This window comes from Microbispora sp. ZYX-F-249 (assembly GCF_039649665.1).
Lineage (GTDB): Bacteria > Actinomycetota > Actinomycetes > Streptosporangiales > Streptosporangiaceae > Microbispora > Microbispora maris.
In genome coordinates, this window is sequence record NZ_JBDJAW010000006.1 from 54,038 (window position 1) to 71,708 (window position 17,671).

At 72.5% G+C, this 17,671-nt stretch carries 24 protein-coding genes; 16 read left to right on the top strand and 8 right to left on the bottom strand.

From position 1 onward, the window contains the following. Window position 1: 1 nt before the first annotated feature. The 3 genes from AAH991_RS09830 to AAH991_RS09840 are packed head-to-tail and all read right to left on the bottom strand — an operon-like array spanning window position 2 to window position 1,653. Complete coding sequence (locus AAH991_RS09830; protein WP_346225452.1) at window positions 2-352, bottom strand: hypothetical protein; 351 nt, start codon at window positions 350-352, stop codon at window positions 2-4. Continuing rightward, complete coding sequence (locus AAH991_RS09835) at window positions 349-768, bottom strand: YbaB/EbfC family nucleoid-associated protein (protein ID WP_346225453.1); 420 nt, start codon at window positions 766-768, stop codon at window positions 349-351. The genes AAH991_RS09830 and AAH991_RS09835 overlap by 4 nt, the downstream gene beginning before the upstream one ends. A gap of 18 nt (window positions 769-786) precedes the next feature. Then, the gene (locus tag AAH991_RS09840; RefSeq protein WP_346225454.1) at window positions 787-1,653 is read right to left on the bottom strand and encodes a helix-turn-helix transcriptional regulator; all 867 of its coding nucleotides are present in this window, start codon (window positions 1,651-1,653) and stop codon (window positions 787-789) included. A gap of 102 nt (window positions 1,654-1,755) precedes the next feature. On the opposite strand from AAH991_RS09840, the gene AAH991_RS09845 reads away from it, so the two are divergent. Beyond that, window positions 1,756-2,127 carry a cupin domain-containing protein gene (locus AAH991_RS09845; RefSeq protein ID WP_346225455.1) on the top strand — a complete coding sequence of 124 codons (372 nt, stop codon included), beginning with the start codon at window positions 1,756-1,758 and terminating at the stop codon, window positions 2,125-2,127. Between the two features lie 76 nt (window positions 2,128-2,203). Here AAH991_RS09845 and AAH991_RS09850 read toward each other — a convergent pair whose 3' ends face one another. The 4 genes from AAH991_RS09850 to AAH991_RS09865 are packed head-to-tail and all read right to left on the bottom strand — an operon-like array spanning window position 2,204 to window position 5,752. After that, the gene (locus AAH991_RS09850) at window positions 2,204-2,542 is read right to left on the bottom strand and encodes a hypothetical protein (RefSeq protein ID WP_346225456.1); all 339 of its coding nucleotides are present in this window, start codon (window positions 2,540-2,542) and stop codon (window positions 2,204-2,206) included. A 40-nt stretch (window positions 2,543-2,582) separates the two neighbouring features. Further along, a complete protein-coding gene (locus AAH991_RS09855) occupies window positions 2,583-3,845 on the bottom strand; it encodes a UCP033725 family protein (RefSeq protein ID WP_346225457.1) in 1,263 nt (420 codons plus the stop codon). Further along, window positions 3,845-4,630, bottom strand: coding sequence for a hypothetical protein (locus AAH991_RS09860; protein WP_346225458.1), 786 nt, complete (start codon window positions 4,628-4,630; stop codon window positions 3,845-3,847). Before AAH991_RS09860 ends, AAH991_RS09855 begins: the two co-directional genes overlap by 1 nt. Before the next feature lie 3 nt (window positions 4,631-4,633). After that, complete coding sequence (locus tag AAH991_RS09865) at window positions 4,634-5,752, bottom strand: hypothetical protein (protein WP_346225459.1); 1,119 nt, start codon at window positions 5,750-5,752, stop codon at window positions 4,634-4,636. 234 nt (window positions 5,753-5,986) lie between these two features. On the opposite strand from AAH991_RS09865, the gene AAH991_RS09870 reads away from it, so the two are divergent. From AAH991_RS09870 to AAH991_RS09910, 9 genes are all read left to right on the top strand, one after another. Next, window positions 5,987-6,337: a WXG100 family type VII secretion target gene (locus AAH991_RS09870; protein ID WP_346225460.1), complete on the top strand. Its 351-nt coding sequence runs from the start codon at window positions 5,987-5,989 to the stop codon at window positions 6,335-6,337. 36 nt (window positions 6,338-6,373) lie between these two features. Next, window positions 6,374-6,676 (top strand): WXG100 family type VII secretion target, encoded by a 303-nt coding sequence (locus AAH991_RS09875; protein WP_142569316.1) that lies wholly within the window; start codon window positions 6,374-6,376, stop codon window positions 6,674-6,676. 78 nt (window positions 6,677-6,754) lie between these two features. Next, complete coding sequence (locus tag AAH991_RS09880; RefSeq protein ID WP_346225461.1) at window positions 6,755-7,117, top strand: hypothetical protein; 363 nt, start codon at window positions 6,755-6,757, stop codon at window positions 7,115-7,117. Between the two features lie 28 nt (window positions 7,118-7,145). Then, window positions 7,146-8,582 (top strand): WXG100 family type VII secretion target, encoded by a 1,437-nt coding sequence (locus AAH991_RS09885; protein ID WP_346225462.1) that lies wholly within the window; start codon window positions 7,146-7,148, stop codon window positions 8,580-8,582. A 15-nt stretch (window positions 8,583-8,597) separates the two neighbouring features. After that, window positions 8,598-9,011: a hypothetical protein gene (locus AAH991_RS09890; protein ID WP_346225463.1), complete on the top strand. Its 414-nt coding sequence runs from the start codon at window positions 8,598-8,600 to the stop codon at window positions 9,009-9,011. A 28-nt stretch (window positions 9,012-9,039) separates the two neighbouring features. After that, a complete protein-coding gene (locus AAH991_RS09895; protein WP_346225464.1) occupies window positions 9,040-10,482 on the top strand; it encodes a WXG100 family type VII secretion target in 1,443 nt (480 codons plus the stop codon). A gap of 165 nt (window positions 10,483-10,647) precedes the next feature. Continuing rightward, on the top strand, window positions 10,648-11,061 hold the full coding sequence (locus tag AAH991_RS09900; protein ID WP_346225465.1) for a hypothetical protein: 414 nt from the start codon (window positions 10,648-10,650) through the stop codon (window positions 11,059-11,061). A 159-nt stretch (window positions 11,062-11,220) separates the two neighbouring features. Beyond that, window positions 11,221-11,748, top strand: coding sequence for a hypothetical protein (locus AAH991_RS09905; protein ID WP_346225466.1), 528 nt, complete (start codon window positions 11,221-11,223; stop codon window positions 11,746-11,748). A 154-nt stretch (window positions 11,749-11,902) separates the two neighbouring features. After that, window positions 11,903-13,312 (top strand): PepSY-associated TM helix domain-containing protein, encoded by a 1,410-nt coding sequence (locus AAH991_RS09910; RefSeq protein ID WP_346225467.1) that lies wholly within the window; start codon window positions 11,903-11,905, stop codon window positions 13,310-13,312. Window positions 13,313-13,329: 17 nt separating this feature from the next. Here AAH991_RS09910 and AAH991_RS09915 read toward each other — a convergent pair whose 3' ends face one another. Continuing rightward, window positions 13,330-13,770, bottom strand: a complete 441-nt coding sequence (locus AAH991_RS09915) for a YbaB/EbfC family nucleoid-associated protein (RefSeq protein ID WP_346225468.1) — start codon at window positions 13,768-13,770, stop codon at window positions 13,330-13,332. A gap of 347 nt (window positions 13,771-14,117) precedes the next feature. Between AAH991_RS09915 and AAH991_RS09920 the strand changes: the two genes are divergently transcribed. The 6 genes from AAH991_RS09920 (at window position 14,118) to AAH991_RS09945 (ending at window position 17,671) form a co-directional block, all read left to right on the top strand. Then, entirely contained in the window at window positions 14,118-14,492 is a 375-nt protein-coding gene (locus tag AAH991_RS09920) for a hypothetical protein (protein WP_346225469.1), read from the top strand. Between the two features lie 10 nt (window positions 14,493-14,502). After that, on the top strand, window positions 14,503-15,375 hold the full coding sequence (locus AAH991_RS09925; protein WP_346225470.1) for a hypothetical protein: 873 nt from the start codon (window positions 14,503-14,505) through the stop codon (window positions 15,373-15,375). Further along, a complete protein-coding gene (locus AAH991_RS09930; RefSeq protein WP_346225471.1) occupies window positions 15,372-15,773 on the top strand; it encodes a YbaB/EbfC family nucleoid-associated protein in 402 nt (133 codons plus the stop codon). Before AAH991_RS09925 ends, AAH991_RS09930 begins: the two co-directional genes overlap by 4 nt. Window positions 15,774-15,784: 11 nt before the next feature. Next, window positions 15,785-16,162 carry a YbaB/EbfC family nucleoid-associated protein gene (locus tag AAH991_RS09935; protein WP_346225645.1) on the top strand — a complete coding sequence of 126 codons (378 nt, stop codon included), beginning with the start codon at window positions 15,785-15,787 and terminating at the stop codon, window positions 16,160-16,162. Between the two features lie 77 nt (window positions 16,163-16,239). Next, window positions 16,240-16,905, top strand: coding sequence for a PadR family transcriptional regulator (locus AAH991_RS09940; protein WP_346225472.1), 666 nt, complete (start codon window positions 16,240-16,242; stop codon window positions 16,903-16,905). Further along, window positions 16,892-17,671 (top strand): SGNH/GDSL hydrolase family protein, encoded by a 780-nt coding sequence (locus tag AAH991_RS09945; RefSeq protein ID WP_346225473.1) that lies wholly within the window; start codon window positions 16,892-16,894, stop codon window positions 17,669-17,671. The genes AAH991_RS09940 and AAH991_RS09945 overlap by 14 nt, the downstream gene beginning before the upstream one ends.

A 17,671-nucleotide genomic window follows, 5' to 3' on the forward strand; every position in this document is an offset into this window, starting at 1 on the left:
GTCAGACCCTTCTCAGGATCTCGTGCACCTCCCTGGCCCGTGCGGCGTCCATGCCGCGGGCGTTCTCCGCGCTCCGCCGTACGGTCGGGCCGAGCTCGACCACCTTGCCGACGAGTTCCGCACCCCGGTCCATCAGCTTCTCCGGCCCGTCGCCCCGGGTGTACGCGGAGTGGAAGGCCGAGCCCGCCGTGTCGTGTCCCCACGGCGCGGCGGCGTTGAGCCGCCGGATCTCCCGCAGGCTGGCGAGGTAGCCGCTCTCCGTGCCGGACGACGCGGCGTGCCACTGGGACAGGCCCTTCGCGAGCTGCTGCGGGCGGATGTCGACATAGTTCACTTCGAAAAGCTCGCTCATCTCTCCCCCGGCGGTTTCGGCAACCGCGTGGACATCTGCTCCAGCACGGCGTCGAGATCCCCCTCGATGTGCGCCCTCATCTGGTCGGCGGGGATGATCGGCGCGAAGATCTCGACGACCCGGTCCTGGGCCCTGGCCACGGCGGCGTGGATGGTCCGGGTGATGGCGTCGGCCAGGCCGCGCGCGTCCTGCCGCCGGTAGATGCGCGGGTCGAGGTCCAGCCTGATCAGCTCGCCGTTCGCGCCGACCGTGGCCGCCACCAGCCCGTCACGCGACTTCTCCGTCACCTGCACGGCGCGCGCCCTCTCGTGCAGCGCGGGCGCCTCCTCCTGCAGGCGCAGGAACGTGGCCCGCAGCTCCTCGGCGTACGCCCGCATCCCGGCGGCGTCCGGCGCCTGTCCCCCCGTCGTGTTCACCACCCCGTTCGACCGCGTTCACACCGATGATGATCTCTGTCCAATATCCGGGATTATCACACCGTGATCGGACATCCGGCTAGTGATGCCTCTCGCGTAGCGCGCGGGTGTGGTGCCGACGTGCCGGGTGAAGTGCCGGTTCAGGTGCGCCTGGTCGTGGAATCCCACGCTCGTCGCCACGTCCGCCGGACGTTGGCCGCTCAGCAGTAGCCTGCGCGCCAGTTCGATGCGCTTGCCGGTGAGATAGGCGTGCGGCGGCAGGCCGTACGCCTGTGTGAAGCAGCGGATCAAGTGCGTCGGATGGGAGTGGAGGAGGGCGGCCGCCTCCCGCAGCGGCAGGCCGGCCCGGACCCGGGCGTCCAGCAGTTCGCGCAGTCCGATGGCCAGCCGGTGCGCCTCACGGCCGGGTGCCCGACGCCGGAACGCCTGAAGATGGAAGCGCAGCCTCTCCGCGACGAGGAACAGGCGCGATTCGGCCTCGAGCGCCTCTCCCGGATGACCGACGGCGGTGTGCAGCCGATGGATCCGGTGACGCAGTAGTGGGTCGGCGAGGATCGGGGCGTCCACGGCCCGGCCGGCGAGGCGTTCCGGCAGCACGGTGGTGTCCAGGTAGAGCACGCGCTTGCGGAAGCCGGCGGCGGTGACGGTCCTGCCGTCGTGCCGGACGCCGGGCGGCAGGAGCAGAACGGCGGAGAGGTCGGCGGCGGCGTGCCGGCGACGGTCCAGTCCGAAGTCGACCGCGCCGTCGTCGAGGATCATCAGGTCCCACGTGTCGTGAGTGTGGGCCGGGTAGGCGTGATCGGTGAAGTGCGCGTGGAAGACCTCGGCGATGCCCGGCACCGCCGGCCGCCAGGCGCTGATCGTCGGCGGGCGGTGAGCGATCACGCTAGAAACGTACAAGACGGGCGGCAGACGAGCGGGCCACGCTCATCACATCGGCCATCGCCCTGTGCGGGCGGTACACATCCGAGCGAGAGGTGCCGCACGATGCCCATGTCCCTCGACGCCGTCAACATCGCCGACAAGCTCTCCCAGATCGACGAGCTGTGGACGCAGAAGAAGATCGCCGCGCTCAACGACTACGAGGTCAAGCTCGCCAAGCTGAAGGGAGAGTTCGTCTGGCACACCCACCCGGAGACCGACGAGTTGTTCGTGGTCGTCAGCGGCCGGCTCACCATCCGGCTCCGGGAAGGGGACGTCGTCCTCGAACCCGGGGATCTCTACGTGGTGCCCCGTGGTGTCGAGCACTGCCCCGTGGCCGAGGAGGAGACGGCCGTCATGCTGGTGGAGCCGACCGGCACGCTCAACACCGGTGACGCGGGAGGACCGATGACCAGGGCCGCCGAGCCCCTCGCGTAGATGGTGCCCGCCACGCCGGCCGGGCACCGCGTGGCGAGGAGTCGTCTCGCCGTGCTCCACGGGGGACGGCGGCGGACTACGCGCCGGAGAACCGTTCCGCAAGGTCCCTGGCCCACCGCGCGGCCTTGGCGGCCTGGTCACCGGTGACGGGCGCGCCGGGCATCCGGCTCAGGCGCTCCACCTGCTCGGCGTAGCGCAGGTGCTCGCGGCGGGCGTGTTCCCGGCACGCGAGGCAGGTGACGCTCTCCGGACGGATCGAGGTCATCGCGTAAGGCACCCGGAGCCCGCACCCGGTGGTGACGACATCGGGCGCGCCGGGTGCGCGGCCCAACGACGACGCGACCAGATTGCGGTAGCCGGCACCGGCCTGCAGCACCTTCGAGTCGACGTGGATGTGCGGATCGGTCTCGCTCACCGGCGTCCGTCCCTCCGGTCCGGGGTCGTCCGGATTCAGGCTAACGCGTGAGTCCCAGGTCGAGGAGTTCGGCGTGCTCGCGCGGCTCGCCCACCTCGGCGCGGGCCACCCATCGCCGGTGGACGCCCCGCTCGATCCGTTCCATGCCCAGCGCCCGCGCGACCGGCAGCCGCCCGCCGGTGTATTCGAGCAGCAGCTCACCCGCGCGCTCGGCGCGTACGAGGCAGGGGGCGCCGCGCCACTCGCACCTGCGGGTGACGTGGAAGACGGCCTCGCACTCCTCGGCCGGCACGGACCGGACGAAGCGGCCCGGCGCCCGCTCCTCGAACCCGTCGGCCGGCTCGTCGCGGAGCAGCCGGATCAGCAGCCCGTCGTGCCCGGGGTCGGGGTTGGCCGGGTGATCGGCCCCCCGCCAGCGCGCCCGATAGGAGCTCAGGGAGGCGGCGGCCGGCTCACCCGGCCCCCAGCGGCCGAGGTCGCCGTCGTAGACCGCGCGCACGATCTCGGTCCCCGCCGTGGTCAGCTCGACGATCTCCGAGCCGTGCGGCAGCCGTACGGCGTCCACCTTGTACTCGCGGACCGGATGGTCGGCGTTCGGCGCGAGACCCATGCCGGCGAACGGCGGCTCCTCGACGACCCAGCCGGCCACCGCCGCCATGCCCGCCTCGTCGGTCCCGCCGTACGGCGTGCGGTAGAGGTTGAGCCCGACCGTACGCCAGCGCAGGAGGACCACCGAGCCGTCGCCGGTGAGCAGGTCCTCGTCGGCCCGGCGGCCCAGCATGTCCACGAGCACGGCGGGCGTCGCCACGTGCGCCACGTCGAGCGCGTGGTGGCAGTAGCCGGAGACGCGCGACTCCCCCTTCCCGAGGTAGCCGTGCGACTCCCCCGGCGTCAGCGGTTTCTGCACGACCGGCAGCGCCGGCTCGGGCTCCGCCATGCGGTCCTGCGCGAGTGTGGGGACCGCCAGCCTGGCGACGGTCCCCGGTTCGAGCAGGAAGCGCAGCGGCAGGCCGGGGTTGACGGCGAGGCCCCAGTGCGGGTCGGGCCAGCCGGCGGCCAGTTCGACCAGCGAGGTGATCCGGGCGCGTGACAGGCCCGTGGCCGCCGTCATGGCCTCGACGGAGGTGTAGGCGGGCAGCCACACCCGATCGGGCGCGGCGATCTTCACCCAGGTGGGCTCGCCGTCCGGCGGCAGGGGCAGCGCCAGCTCGGTGTCCCTGAGCATGCTCAGGCAGACCGCGAGGTCGCCCGCGTCGTGCGCCGCCCCGAGCCGCCGCTCGAACGCGCCTGCCGCCCACTCCATCAGATGCCGATCGGCGGCATGAACGACGGCGTCTTCGGTATGTCGCCGGGGTCCGGCAGGGGTTCGGTGAGGCCTCCGCTCGCCGGGTCGAAGGCCACCTTGGCCTTGGTGAAGTCGGGCGCCTGCATCGTGACGGCCTGCATGCCGGGGAACTTCTGCTGGACGCCGCCGGCGAGGTAGGCGACCCCCGTGAAGATGGCGGCGACCTTCCAGTTCAGCTTCGCCAGGACCGTGAACACCTTCTGCGCGGTCCTCGACATGGTGGCCATGATGCCGGTGACGGTGGGCTGGATCGCTGCCATCGAGACGGGGTTGGCCTTGGCCGCGACGCTGATGTTCGCCAGCGTCAACGCCGTCGTGCCCATCGCCAGCGAGATGTAGCTCGCCGCCGTGTAGAGCAGGCACGCGGAGTCGAGGCTGTCGCCGACGCCCTTGATGCCCTGGTCCAGCCCGGCGAGCTGGTGGTCCAGCTCGAGGAACTTCTCCTTGACCGTGGTCAGCATCCGCCCCTTGAGATGCCCGTCCGACTCGAGCGCGGTGACCTGCGCCCTGAGATCCTCCCTGAGCCGCCCGATGTCGGCGGGCGTCTGTCCTTTTTCACCTCCCTTGTTGTGCCACTCGCGCGCGCCGCGCGACATGGCGTCGGGGTCGGCGATCATCGTGGCCAGCAGTCCCGCCAGCGGCAGCGCGCTCGGCTCCAGGTACGACGCCATGGCGGCCAGGCCGGCGCCGGTGACGAAGTTGTTGCGCGCGTCCCAGATCTCGACGTTCCCGATGCTCACCATGGGCTAGACGTCCTCCTGCATCCCGAGGACGGGAGGCGCCACGTCCTCGTCGCCGAACCAGGTGCTCTCGTCCTCCGGCACCGCGGTGCCCCGCTCACGTTCCTTGTCCTGGTCGCCGCTCCCCGCGCCGCCCATCGGCGCGTACGGCATGGCGGGTATCCCGCCGGCCATGGCGCCGGGACGCCCGGCGCCCCCGGCGCCCAGGCCCCCGCCCGGGCCGTACACCGCCGGGCCGTAGCCCGCGCCGTAGCCGCCGGTGCCGGTCCGCGTCCCCGCGGGGTAGTCGCCCGGGCCGTAGCCCGCCGGGCCGAGGCCGGGGGTCGCCGGCGTCGTCGGCAGGGTCGGCACGGACGGCAGGTTCGGGTTGTGCGCCGAGAGGGAGGTGTCGCCCGGGGCGTTCAGCTTGGGCGTCTCCAGCGGGTTCACCCCGTTCTGGCCGAGCCCGTCGAGGCTCGTACGGCCGAGGCCGTCGGGGTCGAGGCCGCTGCCGCCGAGGCCGCCGCCGTCCGGGCCACCGGCGCCGGGCAGGCCGCCGTTCCCGCCGGGACCGGGCAGGTCGCCCGTGCCGGGCAGGTCCGGATGCTTCAGGCCGGTGTCGAGGTCGGCGCCCGGCGTGTCCTTGGGCAGCCTCCAGCCGTCGCCGAGGCCGGCGCCCTTGGGGAGGCCGCCGCCGCCGAGCCCCAGGCCCTTGGGGAGCCCGGCCCCCTTCGGGCCGCCCGTCAGGCCGTTCGGGCCGCCTTTCCCGGTGTCGCCCGAGCTCTGCTTCTCGGCTTCCTTGGCGTTCTTGACCGCCTGGTCGAGGGCCGCCTTCCAGGACTCCAGGACGTCCTTGCCCTTCGCCACGGCGTCGGCCGCCTGGTTCCGCACCTGGCTGTGCACGCCGTTCAGCGCGCCTCCGATCACACCGAAGGTCAGCGGCGGAAGGTGGATCTGCTTGATGCGGCCGCTCGTGTCCGCCAGGACCTGCCCACGGCCGGCCACATCGTTGCCGAACTTCGCGACCTCGCCGTAGTTCATCTTGAACTCGGGGTCCGTCAGGCGCGGGTCCACCGCGCCGCCCGACCCCATCGTGGTCGCGAGGCCGGCGAAAGGATTCGTCGCGCCCCCGCTCGTATCCGTCACATCACCCTCCGGCCGATTGATTTCGGTTTCACCTAAATACGGCGCGAGTCACCCCAAAGCTCGCAAAACGTACAAATCCCCTAACCGGCTGTCTGACAAAACCACAAGAGACGTGACAGAATCTTAATCTCGGACAGTCCCGGCAAGGCGTCCACTGATCCATTACTGTGACTTTTGGGTCGACCACCCGACCCTCCTGGTCGGGGGTAATTGACAGGATCAGTGGAGGTGGCCATGTCGCACTCTGGCGCAAGCCAGGCTCAAGTCAGCCGGCACGACCTGGACGAGGCGATCACCTGGATCGGCGACGCGGCCGAGAACATCCGCGGCATCCAGCGTTACCTGGACAGTGCCGGCGAGAACCTCAAGACCCACTGGCAGGGCGAGTCGCACCACGCGTTCAACAAGGTGCACCTGCTGTGGCACGAGCGCATGGACGTCATCCTGGGCAGCCTGCAGACCCTCGCGGAGAGCATCAGGGCGAACAACAAGAACTACGCCGAGTTCAACGCGCAGGCGACCGCCGAGATCAACAAGATCGAGGCGCTCATCAACCAGGCCCCGCCCGCCTCGTACAGCCGCTGAGCCCGAGACGACCACCAGGAACGGACGGAGAGCGCGATGGTGGACTTCGACATCACCAAGGTCAACTTCAGTGGTCTCGACTCAGGCGAGACCGAGTTCCAGAACGCCTTCAACCGGCTGGTCACCGAGCTGGAGAACCTGGAGAACAAGCTCAACACCAAGACCGCCATCTGGCAGGGCGGCGCCAAGGACGCCTACGACCAGACCCGGCGGATCTGGCAGCAGGAGGCCAAGGGCCTGGCGGACATCGTCTCGCTGCTGGCGAAGAACATCAACATCACCAACATGAACATGCAGGACGTGGAGCGGATCAACGCGGCCATGTTCGACGGCAAGTGAGCGGACGTCCGACGGTGGGGCCGGAGGCTCCGGCGCTCCTTCGCCGGTGCCCGTCACGGCGTTGACGAAGGGTGACGCATGGGTCGCGACGGTGGCGTGCAGGTCAGCCGGACCGCGCTCAGGAACGCGCGCAAGGACTTCGAGGAGGTGCTCGAAGTGCTGGCGCCGGGCGCGTCCAAGGGCACGGTGACACCGGCCGCCTTCCACGAGAGCGGCGCGGTGAAGCGCCTGATCATGCGGCGTGAGGCGATCGGCGGCTTCTGGGAGGCCGCCACGGGGTTCCACTCGAGCCTGACCAGCGCGGAGGTGGCGGTCACCGCCATCTACGCGGAGATCGCCTCGACTCTCGGCATCGCCGCCGAACGCCTGGAACTGGCGGTCAGGAACCTCGACGCCGGAGAGCAGGCGGGCGCGCGGCACGTCGGCGTGGCGGACGTCTAGTCGTACGCGGAGTGGTTGAGGAGGCGCCGTGGCGGAGCGGAAGATGCCGATCAGGGCGGCGATCGACGCGTCCGATCCGGGCGTCGTCATGCTGGAGACGCTGCGCACCTCGCTCGAGAAGACCGACCCCGAGCTCATCAGGGCGGCCTCGGGCGAGTTCAAGGGCGTGCACGACAAGCTCAAGTCCGTGGTCGAGACGCTCGACAGGCACCTGGACTCGCTCGACAAGCACTGGACGACCGGTGAGGACGCCAAGCAGGTCAAGGAGCAGCTCCGCCGGCTCAGGGCCTCCACGGTCGCGGTGATGACCGCGATCGTGGACACCTCCGCCGCCGCGGGGCAGTCGGGGTCGCCCTCGGCTCGCGGCGTGGTGCCCGCGCTGGACGTCTACGCCAGTTCCCTCAACCAGTTCCGGGGCGAGAACGTCCCCGAGCCCACGAAGAGCGACATCGACTGGTACGACGCGGCCGTGGAGGCGGGAGCGGTCGGCGCGGCCGGCGGCGCCATCGCCGGCTCCCCCTTCGCGGGCGTCGGAGCCATCCCCGGCGCGGTCATCGGCGGCGTGGGCGGGTTCATCGTCGGCGGCCTGGCCGGCGCGATCGGCTCGGCCTTCGGCGACGGCCCCTTCCTCAACCTCTTCGGGGAGTCGAAGGAGGAGAAGGACATGAAGGCGGCCGAGGAGCACCTCAAGAAGCTCACGCAGGCGACGCAGGCCGCCAACGCCCTCTTCCCCGAGTCGCTCGACACCGACGTGCCGAAGTTCGACATGACGCCCCCGACGTACGACCCGCTGTCCGGTCCGGGGACGACCCTCCCGAGCGGATCGGTCCCCACGGACGTGCGTGGCTGGCAGAACCCCGCCTCGCTCGGCGACCTCGGCACGGGCTCCGGCCCGGACGGCCTCGGCGACGGCGGCTTCCCCGGCTGGAACGGCACGGGCGACCCGTACGGACCGGGCGGCCCGGGCGGCGGGATCGGCACGGGACCGGACGGCACAGGACTGGACGGCACTGGATTGGACGGCACTGGGCCGGGCGGCGGGCTGAACGGCGGCGTCGGCGCCCCCGGACTGAACGGCTCAGGATCGAACGGCGCGGGCGCGAACGGCACGCGGCTGGACGACGCCGGCCTCGGCGGCACCAGCCTCTCCGGCCACACCCCGCAGACCGGCGTCCCCAACGGCCTGACCGGCGCCGCCGGCTCGGGCCCCGGCACCGGGTACGGCGGTGGCGGGTACGGCGCGGGCGGCGGTTCCGGCGCGGGCCCGGGGATCGGCGCCGGGGGCGTGGGCGGGGGCGGAGCGGCGTCACGCGCCGCGGGCAGCGGCATGGTCCCGATGGCCCCGCACGGCGCGGGCGGGGGCGGCGAGCGCCAGGAGCGCGAGCGCACCACCTGGCTGCTCGAAGACGAGGACTTCTTCGTCAGCGACCAGCCGACCACGTCCGCGCGCATCGACAAGGCATAAGTCGAGGGAGGCGAAGTGAGCTACGCGCCCGACGGTGGATCCCCGCCGCCGAAGCTGAGGATGCCGGAGAGCTGGCCGGGTCTCGACGGCGGTCCGGCCGACGTGTACATCGACCACACGCGGGTCCGCCAGATCCTCAAGGGGCTGCGGGACGAGCTCGGCACGCTGCGCGGACGCGCGCCCGCCAGCATGAGCGCCACCTGGAGCGGCCCGGGAACCGCGGGCGAGGTCCAGGGACTGACCAACGTCGGCCCCGCGGAGACCGGCCCGTGGGAGGCGGCGAAGTATTTCGGGCTGAACGCCGAGCAGGCCCACGAGGTGCTCAGCGGCAAGTATCAGCTGCTCATCGACCGCATCGAGGCGATGGTGAGCGCGGTGGAGCAAGCTGTCGTGAACTACGAGAAGGGCCACACGAGCAGCAGCGCGTGAGCCGCCGAGGGCAAGGGGAAAGATCGCGATGGGGGCCGAAGCCGGCTGGGAGCCGATCAAGGTGTACGCGAGCCTCGACGGGCTCGACCCGGAGAACCTCTCCCGGGAGCAGATCAAGCAGAAGCTGGACGCCGCCAGTCCCGACGCGGTCCGCCGGGCCGGTCGGGCGTTCATCGACGCCGCCGACCTGGTGGGCGGGAAGGTCGGCGGCAACGGGCCGTCCGAGACGGGCATCCAGGCGGCCCTGAGCAGGACCGCCAAGGAACTGGCCTCCGTCTGGCGCGGTCCCGCCGCCGAGCAGGTGCAGTCCGCCCTCCGCGCGCTCTACGCCACGGCGGGCGCGCTCGGCGACGCCATGACCGCGAGCGGAGCGGCGATGTCCTGGTACGCGGACGTGGTCAGCGACGCGAAGACGAACTTCCCGGCCGCCCCGGGCGGTTCGGACCAGGGCGCGGGCGGCGGCACGGGCGGGACCCCCTCGCCCACCCCTTCCCCCTCGGCTTCCCCCTCCGCCTCGCCCCGGAGCTTCCCCACGCCCTCCCCCTCTCCCGGCCCCTCGCCCTACCTCACCGGGGACGAGGCGGCGAGGGCCCACTTCCGCAAGCTCAACCAGCAGATCCAGGAGGCGAACAACGCCTTCGCCGAGGGGCTGGCCTTCGAGCTGCCCGCCGTCGAGCCGCTGCACATCGACCTCACGGATTCCCCGCGCATCCGCGTGGGCGGGACGGGTGCGCCCACCACGACCTCCGACGGCGTGTGGCACGGCGGCTCGCACGGTGACGGCACAACCGGCTCGGGCTCCACGGGGTCCGGGTCCGGCGGCTCGGGATCCGGCGCGGGATCCGGCGGGGGCGGCCACTCGGGCGGCGGTTCCGGGGGCACGGACGGTTCGGGCTCCGGCGGCACCGGCAGCGGCGGCACCGGCTCCGGGGGCGGCGGCGCGGACGGGTCCGGCGGCACGGGCGACCCCGGCACGGGCGGCCTCCCCGGCGCCGGCGGCGCACCGGGTGCGGGACAGCCCGGCACGGGACAGCCGGGCGGTTCCGGTGACGGCTCGGGCACGGCTCCGGCCGTGATCGGCGGCGGCTCGACGGACCTGGCGACCACCCATCCCCTGCCCGGCGCCACGGCCCCCGCGGGCACCACGCCCAACGGGCTCACCGGCTACCCGGACCCGCGGATCCCCGTTCCGACGGCCGGACCGACCGGCACGCTGCCGCCCGGCGGCGTGATCGGCGTGTACGGCGGGGCGCGCACCGGCTACGGCGCGGGAGTCGCCGGAGAGGCCGGCGGCCTCCTGGGCGGCTACCGGACCGGCCAGGGCGGCCCGGGCTCGTCCTTCCTCCCCTACGCGCCCGCGGCGGGCGGCGCCGGGACGGGCAACCAGGACGAGCGCGAGCGGGAGATCTACGACCCCGAGCCGGACGTCTGGCGGGTGACGAGCACGACCAGCCCCGACCGCATCGGCTAGCCGTCGTACCGAGCGACTTCTCTCCGCGCTATTCGGCTCGGGTCAGGCGCCCGCCGACAAGCAGTAGGTCCCGGTACGGCTCGCGTTCTGCTGGCCCACCAGTGGGGTGGACCGCACGGCGCCGCTCCCGGTGTGCCCACTGCCTGCCCCACGAAATCACCGACGGTGCTTCAACTGCCCATCGCGGCACTGTTCCTCGTCCGTCTACTGGCTCCCGCTCGGCGCAGCGAGCGCATGCGCCTGCGGGACGGGGACAAGCGGCCCGGCCCGCTGTCCGCGGCGGCTCGTCTATCGGGCCGGATCGCCGTCGCGGCCACCATCGTCGTCCTGCTCGCGGTCACGGTCACCGGCCGGGACGGAGGCCGCACCCCCGGCGTCAAGGGCGCCCCGCTGAACGTCACCCAGGTACAGGTATGGGTGGGGCTCGCCCTGCTGGTCGTCGTCATCGCCGCCGTCGCGTACCGGCTGCGCCCGGTACGGCAGGCTCCGTCGTCCGTCACCGGCGACGGCGCGGGCGCTACGACCCCCCTATCCCACCAAGGCCGCGCCGCCGCCCACGTGGACCACGCTGACAGGTGATGGACATGACGGGGTGTGAACCCTGTTGGCCCATCCGGGCACCTGGGTGCACATAGCCGATACGAATCGCGCAAGTCAAGAATGGCAGGCGCATGGGCGCTCTGCGACGATTGCGCTGTGCATGTCGGCGGATCGTCCCTGCGTGCGTTACGTGCCGCGGTGTTCGCGGCAGCATGCGTGCTGGTCTCGGCCGCTCTGCACGTGCTGGCCGGAGGGGCTCCCGTACGCGGGGAAACCCTGGTCGCCGCGATGGTGCTGACCTGGCTGGGCGCGTTCCTGCTCGCAGGCCGTCAGCGGGGCATGGAAGTCCTGCTGAGCGCCTCCTTCGGCGCGCAGTACGGGATGCACCACCTGTTCACCGTCGGCGCCGCGCACGCGTCGCCGTCGCCGTGGACGGGTGAGCACGGCACCGGTCTGGGCATGGTGCTGATCCACGCCGCGATAGCGGTCCTGTCCGCCTGGGTGCTGGAACACGGTGAGTCGGCCCTGGCGATGATCGTGCATCTGGCCGTCACGCCCGTGCGCGGGCTGCGGGCCGTGTTGCGCGTCCTCGCGGGTGCGCTGGCCGACATCGCCCCCCTGTCTCCCGGTCCGGTGGGGGAACCTCCCTTCCCGGTCCCTCGTCGCTCCGACTTCGTCGTGGTGGTCGCCCGGCGCGGTCCGCCTCTGGCCGTCTCCGTTCTCTGATACGGGCTGCCGCCTGCCGTCGGCGGCATCGGCTCGCCATGCCGTACGCCCGTTTCGCCGTGCTGAACCGCGCTGAACGCGGTCCGCGGCTCGACCCCCCCTACTCAGGTGACGCGTACCTGTCGGTGGCGCTCGCCATGAACGGAGAACCCCCATGACTTCTACCGACGCCGGCGTTCAGCGTGCCGTCGATCCGGCCCGGCCTCCCCGTCCCAGGCGTGCGACCTGGACGGCGCTGCGCCCGCTGGTGCTGCGCCTGCACTTCTACGCCGGAATCCTCATCGCCCCCTTCCTGCTCGTCGCCGCGGCCACGGGCCTGCTGTACGCCGCCTCTTTCCAGATCGAGAACGTCGTCTACCGGCACGAGCTGACCGCACCGGTGAGCCGGACCAGCGTTCCTCTGAGCGAGCAGGTCACCGCGGCTCGCCAGGCGCTCCCCGAAGGGAAGGTCACCGCGGTACGACCCGCGGCCGAGCCCGGCCTGACCACCCGGGTACTGATGGATGTGCCGAACCTGCCAGAAAGCACTCAGATGGCGGTCTTCGTCGACCCCGGGACCGGTCAGGTGCGCGGCACGCTGGAAAGCTACGGCGGCTCCGGCGCGCTGCCCGTACGCGCCTGGATCTCCGACCTGCACCGTCACCTCCACCTGGGAGAGCCCGGCCGGATCTACAGCGAGCTGGCCGCCAGCTGGCTGTGGGTCGTCGCCCTCGGCGGGCTGGCGCTGTGGCTGAGCAGGCGGCGCCGCGACGGCCGCCGTCTGCGCGGCCTGTTCGCTCCCGACCGCGCCGCCACCGGACTGCGCCGCACACTGTCCTGGCACGGCTCGGTGGGCCTGTGGGCCGCGCTGGGCGTGCTGTTCCTGTCCGCCACCGGCCTGACCTGGTCGAAGTACGCCGGAGAGAACATCGGCGAGCTGCGCACGAGGTTCGGCTGGGCGACTCCGTCGATCAGCACCGACCTCGGTGAGCACGCCGGGCACACGGGGCACGCCGGGCACGTCGCGGGCGGCGGCCGGGCCGGCGCGACCACGGACGTGGGAATCGACAAAATCACGCAGGCGGCGGCCAGCTGGCGGCTGTCCGGCCCGCTGGAGATCGTCCCGCCGGCCGAGCCCGGGGCCGCCTACGTGGTCAAGGAGATCCGCAAGACCGCTCCCACACGACTGGACCAGCTGGCGTTCGACCCGGCGAGCGGGCAGATCGTGGGCGAGTTGCGGTTCGCCGACTACCCGCTGGCCGCCAAGCTCACCGAGTGGGGCATCGACGCGCACATGGGGCTGCTGTTCGGCCCGGCCAACCAGATCGTCCTGGCCGCCATCGCGGCCGGGCTCATCACGCTGATCGTGCTGGGCTACCGGATGTGGTGGCGGCGCCGTCCGACCCGCGGGTTCGGCAGGCCCTACCCGCGAGGTGGTTGGCGGGATGCGCACTGGGGAGTCCTGGCACCGTTGGCCCTGTTCGCCCTCGTCGTGGGGTACTTCCTGCCCCTGATGGGCATCTCTTTGGCCGCGTTCCTGGTGATCGACATCCTGCTCGGGCTCCGATCCAGGGTCGCCGGCTAGCACCGGGCCGGGCCGCCTCAGAGGTTCAGCCTGCGGCTGATCCGGTCGAGCTCGCCCAGCACGTCCTCCGCGGTGCGGTCGAAGGCGGACTCCGCCTCTCTGACCTGGCTGAGCACGGCCTCGGGGTCGTTCAGGAACCTCGTCTGGTCTCCTTCCTCCCCGAGGACCTCGGCCATGGCCCGGTTCATCTGCCGGTACAGGTCGTCGGACGCGGCGCGCACGGTCTCCTTGATCCGCTCGGCCAGTTCGCCGGAGCTCAGCCGCATCGCCTTGGGGTGAAGCTCCAGCTCGCTCAGCCCCCGGCCGGTGAACTCCACCTCGACCAGGCCGTCCTCGTCCCGGGCCCGGCCGACGAGTGAGGAAAGGGTGTCCTGAAGCCGTTCGACGGCCGCGATCCTGGCGTCGGCGCGCTGGCCGAACCGCTCCACGTCGAAGTCGTCGAATGCGCTGCCGGCCATACGAGCCCCCTTTTTGCCGCGATTTCCGGAACACCGGCACGCTAACGCATCAAAGGCGGGCGTACGGGGTTTGCGGGCCCGCCGTTACACGCCAGTGAACAAGCCCCGAATTTCCGCTTTCCACCTGCGGAAACGTCACTCCCGCACATGGCGGGGGCCCGGAGCCCGGTGATAGGGAAGATCACGTGTCGTACGGCGCATCCTCCTCCAACGGGCCATCCGGGACGTCCGCCCTCCCGGCCTCCTCCGTCTCCGCGATGGTGAGCCCCTGCCCGCACACGCCTGCGTGCCCGGCCGGCCCGTGCCTGCCGGACTCGATCCGCGGGCAGTTGCCGGGAGGGGCTTCCGTGGTCCCGGTGCGGGCGCCGGCGCCGGACGGCGGCTCGTCCGGCGGCTCGTCCGGCCTGCCCGGCTACGAGGTGGCCGCGGGCTTCATCAGGAAGTTCGCCGGCACGGTGAGCGGCTCCGCGGAGGGCGTCCGGCGGATGCAGGACGCCACGCCCCGTTTCGAGGGCTGGAACCTCGCTCCGCTCGCCGGGGTCCCCATCGTCGGGCTGGCCTTCGTCCACCGGTTCAACACCGTCTCCGACACCTGGTCGGGCGCGGCCGGCATCCTCGGCGACGCCCTGCGCAGGGACGGCGAGACGTTGGTCAGGGCCGCCGACAACTACGTGGCCGCGGAGAAGGCCGGCGCGGCGGCCGCCCGGAACACGCGTCCCTGAGAGGATCCGCATGCCGACCCCACCCGGCGAGCCCGGCGAGTTGTTCGTCCCGGGCCGGCCCGCCCAGGGCCCCCAGAAGCTCTACATCACGGACTCGAGCGGCAACGTCCGGCGAGCCGTACACGTGGCGCCGGCCGACGGAGCCGCGGCTTCCTCCGCCACCCGCACCGATCCGGGTTTCTTCCGCAACCTCGTCAAAGGGCTGAACCCGCTGCGGCAGCAGACGCGTACGGCGATGGCCATGTCCGGGCTGGGCGGCGCGGCCCTCGCCCTGGACGTGGCGGCCACGCTGAACCTCGGCAATCCCTTCCTGTTCTACGACCGGCGGGAGCTGTGGAAGGAGATGGGGAGCCGGCTGGAGAGCGGCAGGTCCGACATCTGGTTCTCCTACTTCCAGGACGTCAGCCCGAACTGGAAGGGCCACGCGGCCGACTTGCTCGGGCGGCGGGTCCGCTTCAACACGACGGTCCTGTACGAGAAGCTCCACGGGGTCACCGGCGAGATGAGCGGCGCGATGCACAGCCAGTTCAAGGAGGTCCTGGAGTACGACCTGTCGGTGTTCGGCCTCTACGCGGCCTCGGCGCCGATCCTCCGCACGCTGGCGGCGATGAGCGCGCACCCGGCCGGGCGGGTCGCGCTGATCTCGCAGGTGGGCGTCTTCGCAAGCGCGCTGGGCAACCTCGTCAAGCAGTTCGCCGACATCTACATGGCCTGCGAGGGCGACCTCAACAAGGTGGAGCAGAAGCTCAACGACGTACGGGCCGCCTTCTTCGAGGAGGGCGACCCGGCGCGGGGCCGCCGTGACCTCACGCTCACCCCCGCCGTGGCGGACCGCGCGCACATCCACGACTACTGGCAGCCCGCGAGCGAGGAGCCCCGGTGAGGAACACGGCCGCGTTCAACGAGGGCAGGGACGGCGACGTCGCCGGGCTGGTGCGGGAGGTCCAGGGCCGCGTCGGCGCGCTCGCCGACCTGCTCCACGGGCTGAGCGACGAGGTGATCGAGGGGACCGACGCCACGGGCTCCGTGGTGGCCCGGGTCTCCGGAGCCGGCCGCCTGCTGGGGCTGACCGTCGATCCGCGCGCGATGCGCGACCTCGACCACGTCGCGATGTCCGCCGCGATCCGGGGCGCGATCGGCGCCGCGCGGAGCGAGGTGGGCGAGCGGCTGGGAAAGGCCATGGCGGACTTCACGGGGGACTTCACGGCGGGCTCCGGCGACGAGCCTCCGCGCGGCGACCCGCTCGCCCCGTACGTCCGGGCGCTGTTGCGGGAGGAGTGAGCGTGGACGAGATGCGTGAGCTCCGGGCGCGCATGGAACGGCTGTCGGCGGCGGCCGCGTGGATGGACGAACTCGCGGCCGAGTGGAGCACGCGCGAGTACGCCGGGAGCGCCGACGGGGGCCGGATCACCGCGACCGTCGACGCCGTCGGCACGCTGCGCGCCCTCGACATCCACCCGCTCAGCATGCGCGGGCTCGACAGCCGCTCGCTGGCCGAGGCCGTCCTGAAGGCCGTACGCCGGGCCGAGGCGGCCGCGGAGGCCGCGAAGGAGGAGGTGCTGCGCGGCGGGCTCGACGCCGCGGGCCTGCCCCACGTGGCCGGTCTCCTCGACGAGGCCCGCCGCGACTTCGACGAGCGGGCGTCGCCGGAAAGCGTCCATCGGCCCTGACCGACGACAGTCCCCCTGATGCTCACTTCCTTGAATAGTCATATTGTTGACTACGGAGAAGCGAAGGGAGCGGATCGATGGCCCTACGGCACGCCGTCCTCGCGGCGCTGCTCGACGGTGAGCTCAGCGGCTACCAGCTGGCCAAGGCGTTCGACGTCGGTGTGGCGAACTTCTGGCACGCCCTGCCCCAGCAGCTGTACGCCGAGCTGGCCAAGCTGGAGCGGGAAGGGCTGGTCGCGGGGCGGCGGGTGGTCCAGGAGACCCGGCCCGCCAAGCGCCTCTTCCACGTCACGGACGCCGGGCTCGCCGAGCTGGAGCGGTTCGCGGCGGCCGCGTCGAAGCCGTCGTTCATCCGCGACGACCTGCTCGTCAAGGTGCAGGCGGCCGACCACGTCGACGCCGGGCCGCTGATCCGGCAGGTCGAGGAGAGGGCCGCCGCGGCCGAGGCCAAGATCGATCTGTTCCGGCGGATCCTGCGCAAGATGCGCGGCGACCTGGGCGAGGAGGAGTTCCTCCGCGTGGGCCGGCGCGTGGGGCCGTACCTGACCTGCCTGCGCGGTCTGGCCTTCGAGGAGGGCAACCGCGACTGGTGCCTGCGGACCGCGGCGATCCTGCGGGAGAGGAGGGCGGCCGTGCCGGGCGAGGGAACTTCAGCAGTGCCGGGCGGAGGGACGGCGGCCGTGCCAGGAGAGGGGACCGCGCCGGCCCCCCGAGACCCGGAGGTGGCCCGTGCCGGACGGTGAGCCCCTGCGTTACGTCGCCCTCGGCGACAGCCAGACCGAAGGGCTCGGCGACGGCGACCCCGCCTGCCCGCGCGGCTGGGCCGACCGGCTCGCCGAGCGGCTCACGACGGTGGACCCGGAGGTCACGTACGCCAACCTCGCGGTGCGCGGGCGGCTCGCCGGAGAGGTGCGGGCGGAGCAGCTCGCGCCGGCCCTGGCCTTGCGCCCCCATCTGGTCACCGTCGTCGCGGGCGTCAACGACCTGATCAGGCCCCGCTTCGAGGCCGCCGAGGTGGCCGGGCACCTGGAGGTGATGTTCGCCGCTCTCACGGCCGCCGGGGCCCGCGTCGCGACCCTCACGTTCCCGGACGTGGGGAAGATCGCGCCGATCGCCCGGCCGCTCCGGTCACGGGTGTTCGACCTCAACGACCGGATCCGGGCGGCGGCGGCCCGTCACGGGGTGGTGGTGGCGGAGACGGCGCCGCACGCCGTCTGCACCGATCCCCGGCTGTGGAGCGCCGACCGGCTCCACGCGAGTCCGCTCGGCCACGAGCGCATCGCCGCGGCCGTGGCCCACGCCCTCGGGGTGCCCGGCAGCGACGACGGCTGGACGCTGCCCCTGCATCCCCCGGTGGATCCGGCCGGGTGGCGGGCCGTGGGCGCCGAGCTGCGCTGGGCGGGCACGTTCCTCGGCCCGTGGCTGGTGCGGCGCCTCCTCGGCAGGTCGTCCGGCGACGGCCGCACCGCCAAGCGCCCCGCGCTGCTGCCCGTAGGGCCCGCGACGTGA

Excerpts from the sequence above, each read along its gene's own strand:
- AAH991_RS09855 (WP_346225457.1), bottom strand. The coding sequence starts at position 3,845 with ATGGAGTGGGCGGCAGGCGCGTTCGAGCGGCGGCTCGGGGCGGCGCAC.
- AAH991_RS09910 (WP_346225467.1), top strand. The coding sequence starts at position 11,903 with ATGACTTCTACCGACGCCGGCGTTCAGCGTGCCGTCGATCCGGCCCGG.
- AAH991_RS09940 (WP_346225472.1), top strand. The coding sequence starts at position 16,240 with ATGGCCCTACGGCACGCCGTCCTCGCGGCGCTGCTCGACGGTGAGCTC.
- AAH991_RS09880 (WP_346225461.1), top strand. The coding sequence starts at position 6,755 with ATGGGTCGCGACGGTGGCGTGCAGGTCAGCCGGACCGCGCTCAGGAAC.
- AAH991_RS09915 (WP_346225468.1), bottom strand. The coding sequence starts at position 13,770 with ATGGCCGGCAGCGCATTCGACGACTTCGACGTGGAGCGGTTCGGCCAG.
- AAH991_RS09925 (WP_346225470.1), top strand. The coding sequence starts at position 14,503 with ATGCCGACCCCACCCGGCGAGCCCGGCGAGTTGTTCGTCCCGGGCCGG.
- AAH991_RS09875 (WP_142569316.1), top strand. The coding sequence starts at position 6,374 with ATGGTGGACTTCGACATCACCAAGGTCAACTTCAGTGGTCTCGACTCA.
- AAH991_RS09935 (WP_346225645.1), top strand. The coding sequence starts at position 15,785 with ATGCGTGAGCTCCGGGCGCGCATGGAACGGCTGTCGGCGGCGGCCGCG.
- AAH991_RS09870 (WP_346225460.1), top strand. The coding sequence starts at position 5,987 with ATGTCGCACTCTGGCGCAAGCCAGGCTCAAGTCAGCCGGCACGACCTG.
- AAH991_RS09895 (WP_346225464.1), top strand. The coding sequence starts at position 9,040 with ATGGGGGCCGAAGCCGGCTGGGAGCCGATCAAGGTGTACGCGAGCCTC.
- AAH991_RS09845 (WP_346225455.1), top strand. The coding sequence starts at position 1,756 with ATGCCCATGTCCCTCGACGCCGTCAACATCGCCGACAAGCTCTCCCAG.
- AAH991_RS09830 (WP_346225452.1), bottom strand. The coding sequence starts at position 352 with ATGAGCGAGCTTTTCGAAGTGAACTATGTCGACATCCGCCCGCAGCAG.
- AAH991_RS09860 (WP_346225458.1), bottom strand. The coding sequence starts at position 4,630 with ATGGTGAGCATCGGGAACGTCGAGATCTGGGACGCGCGCAACAACTTC.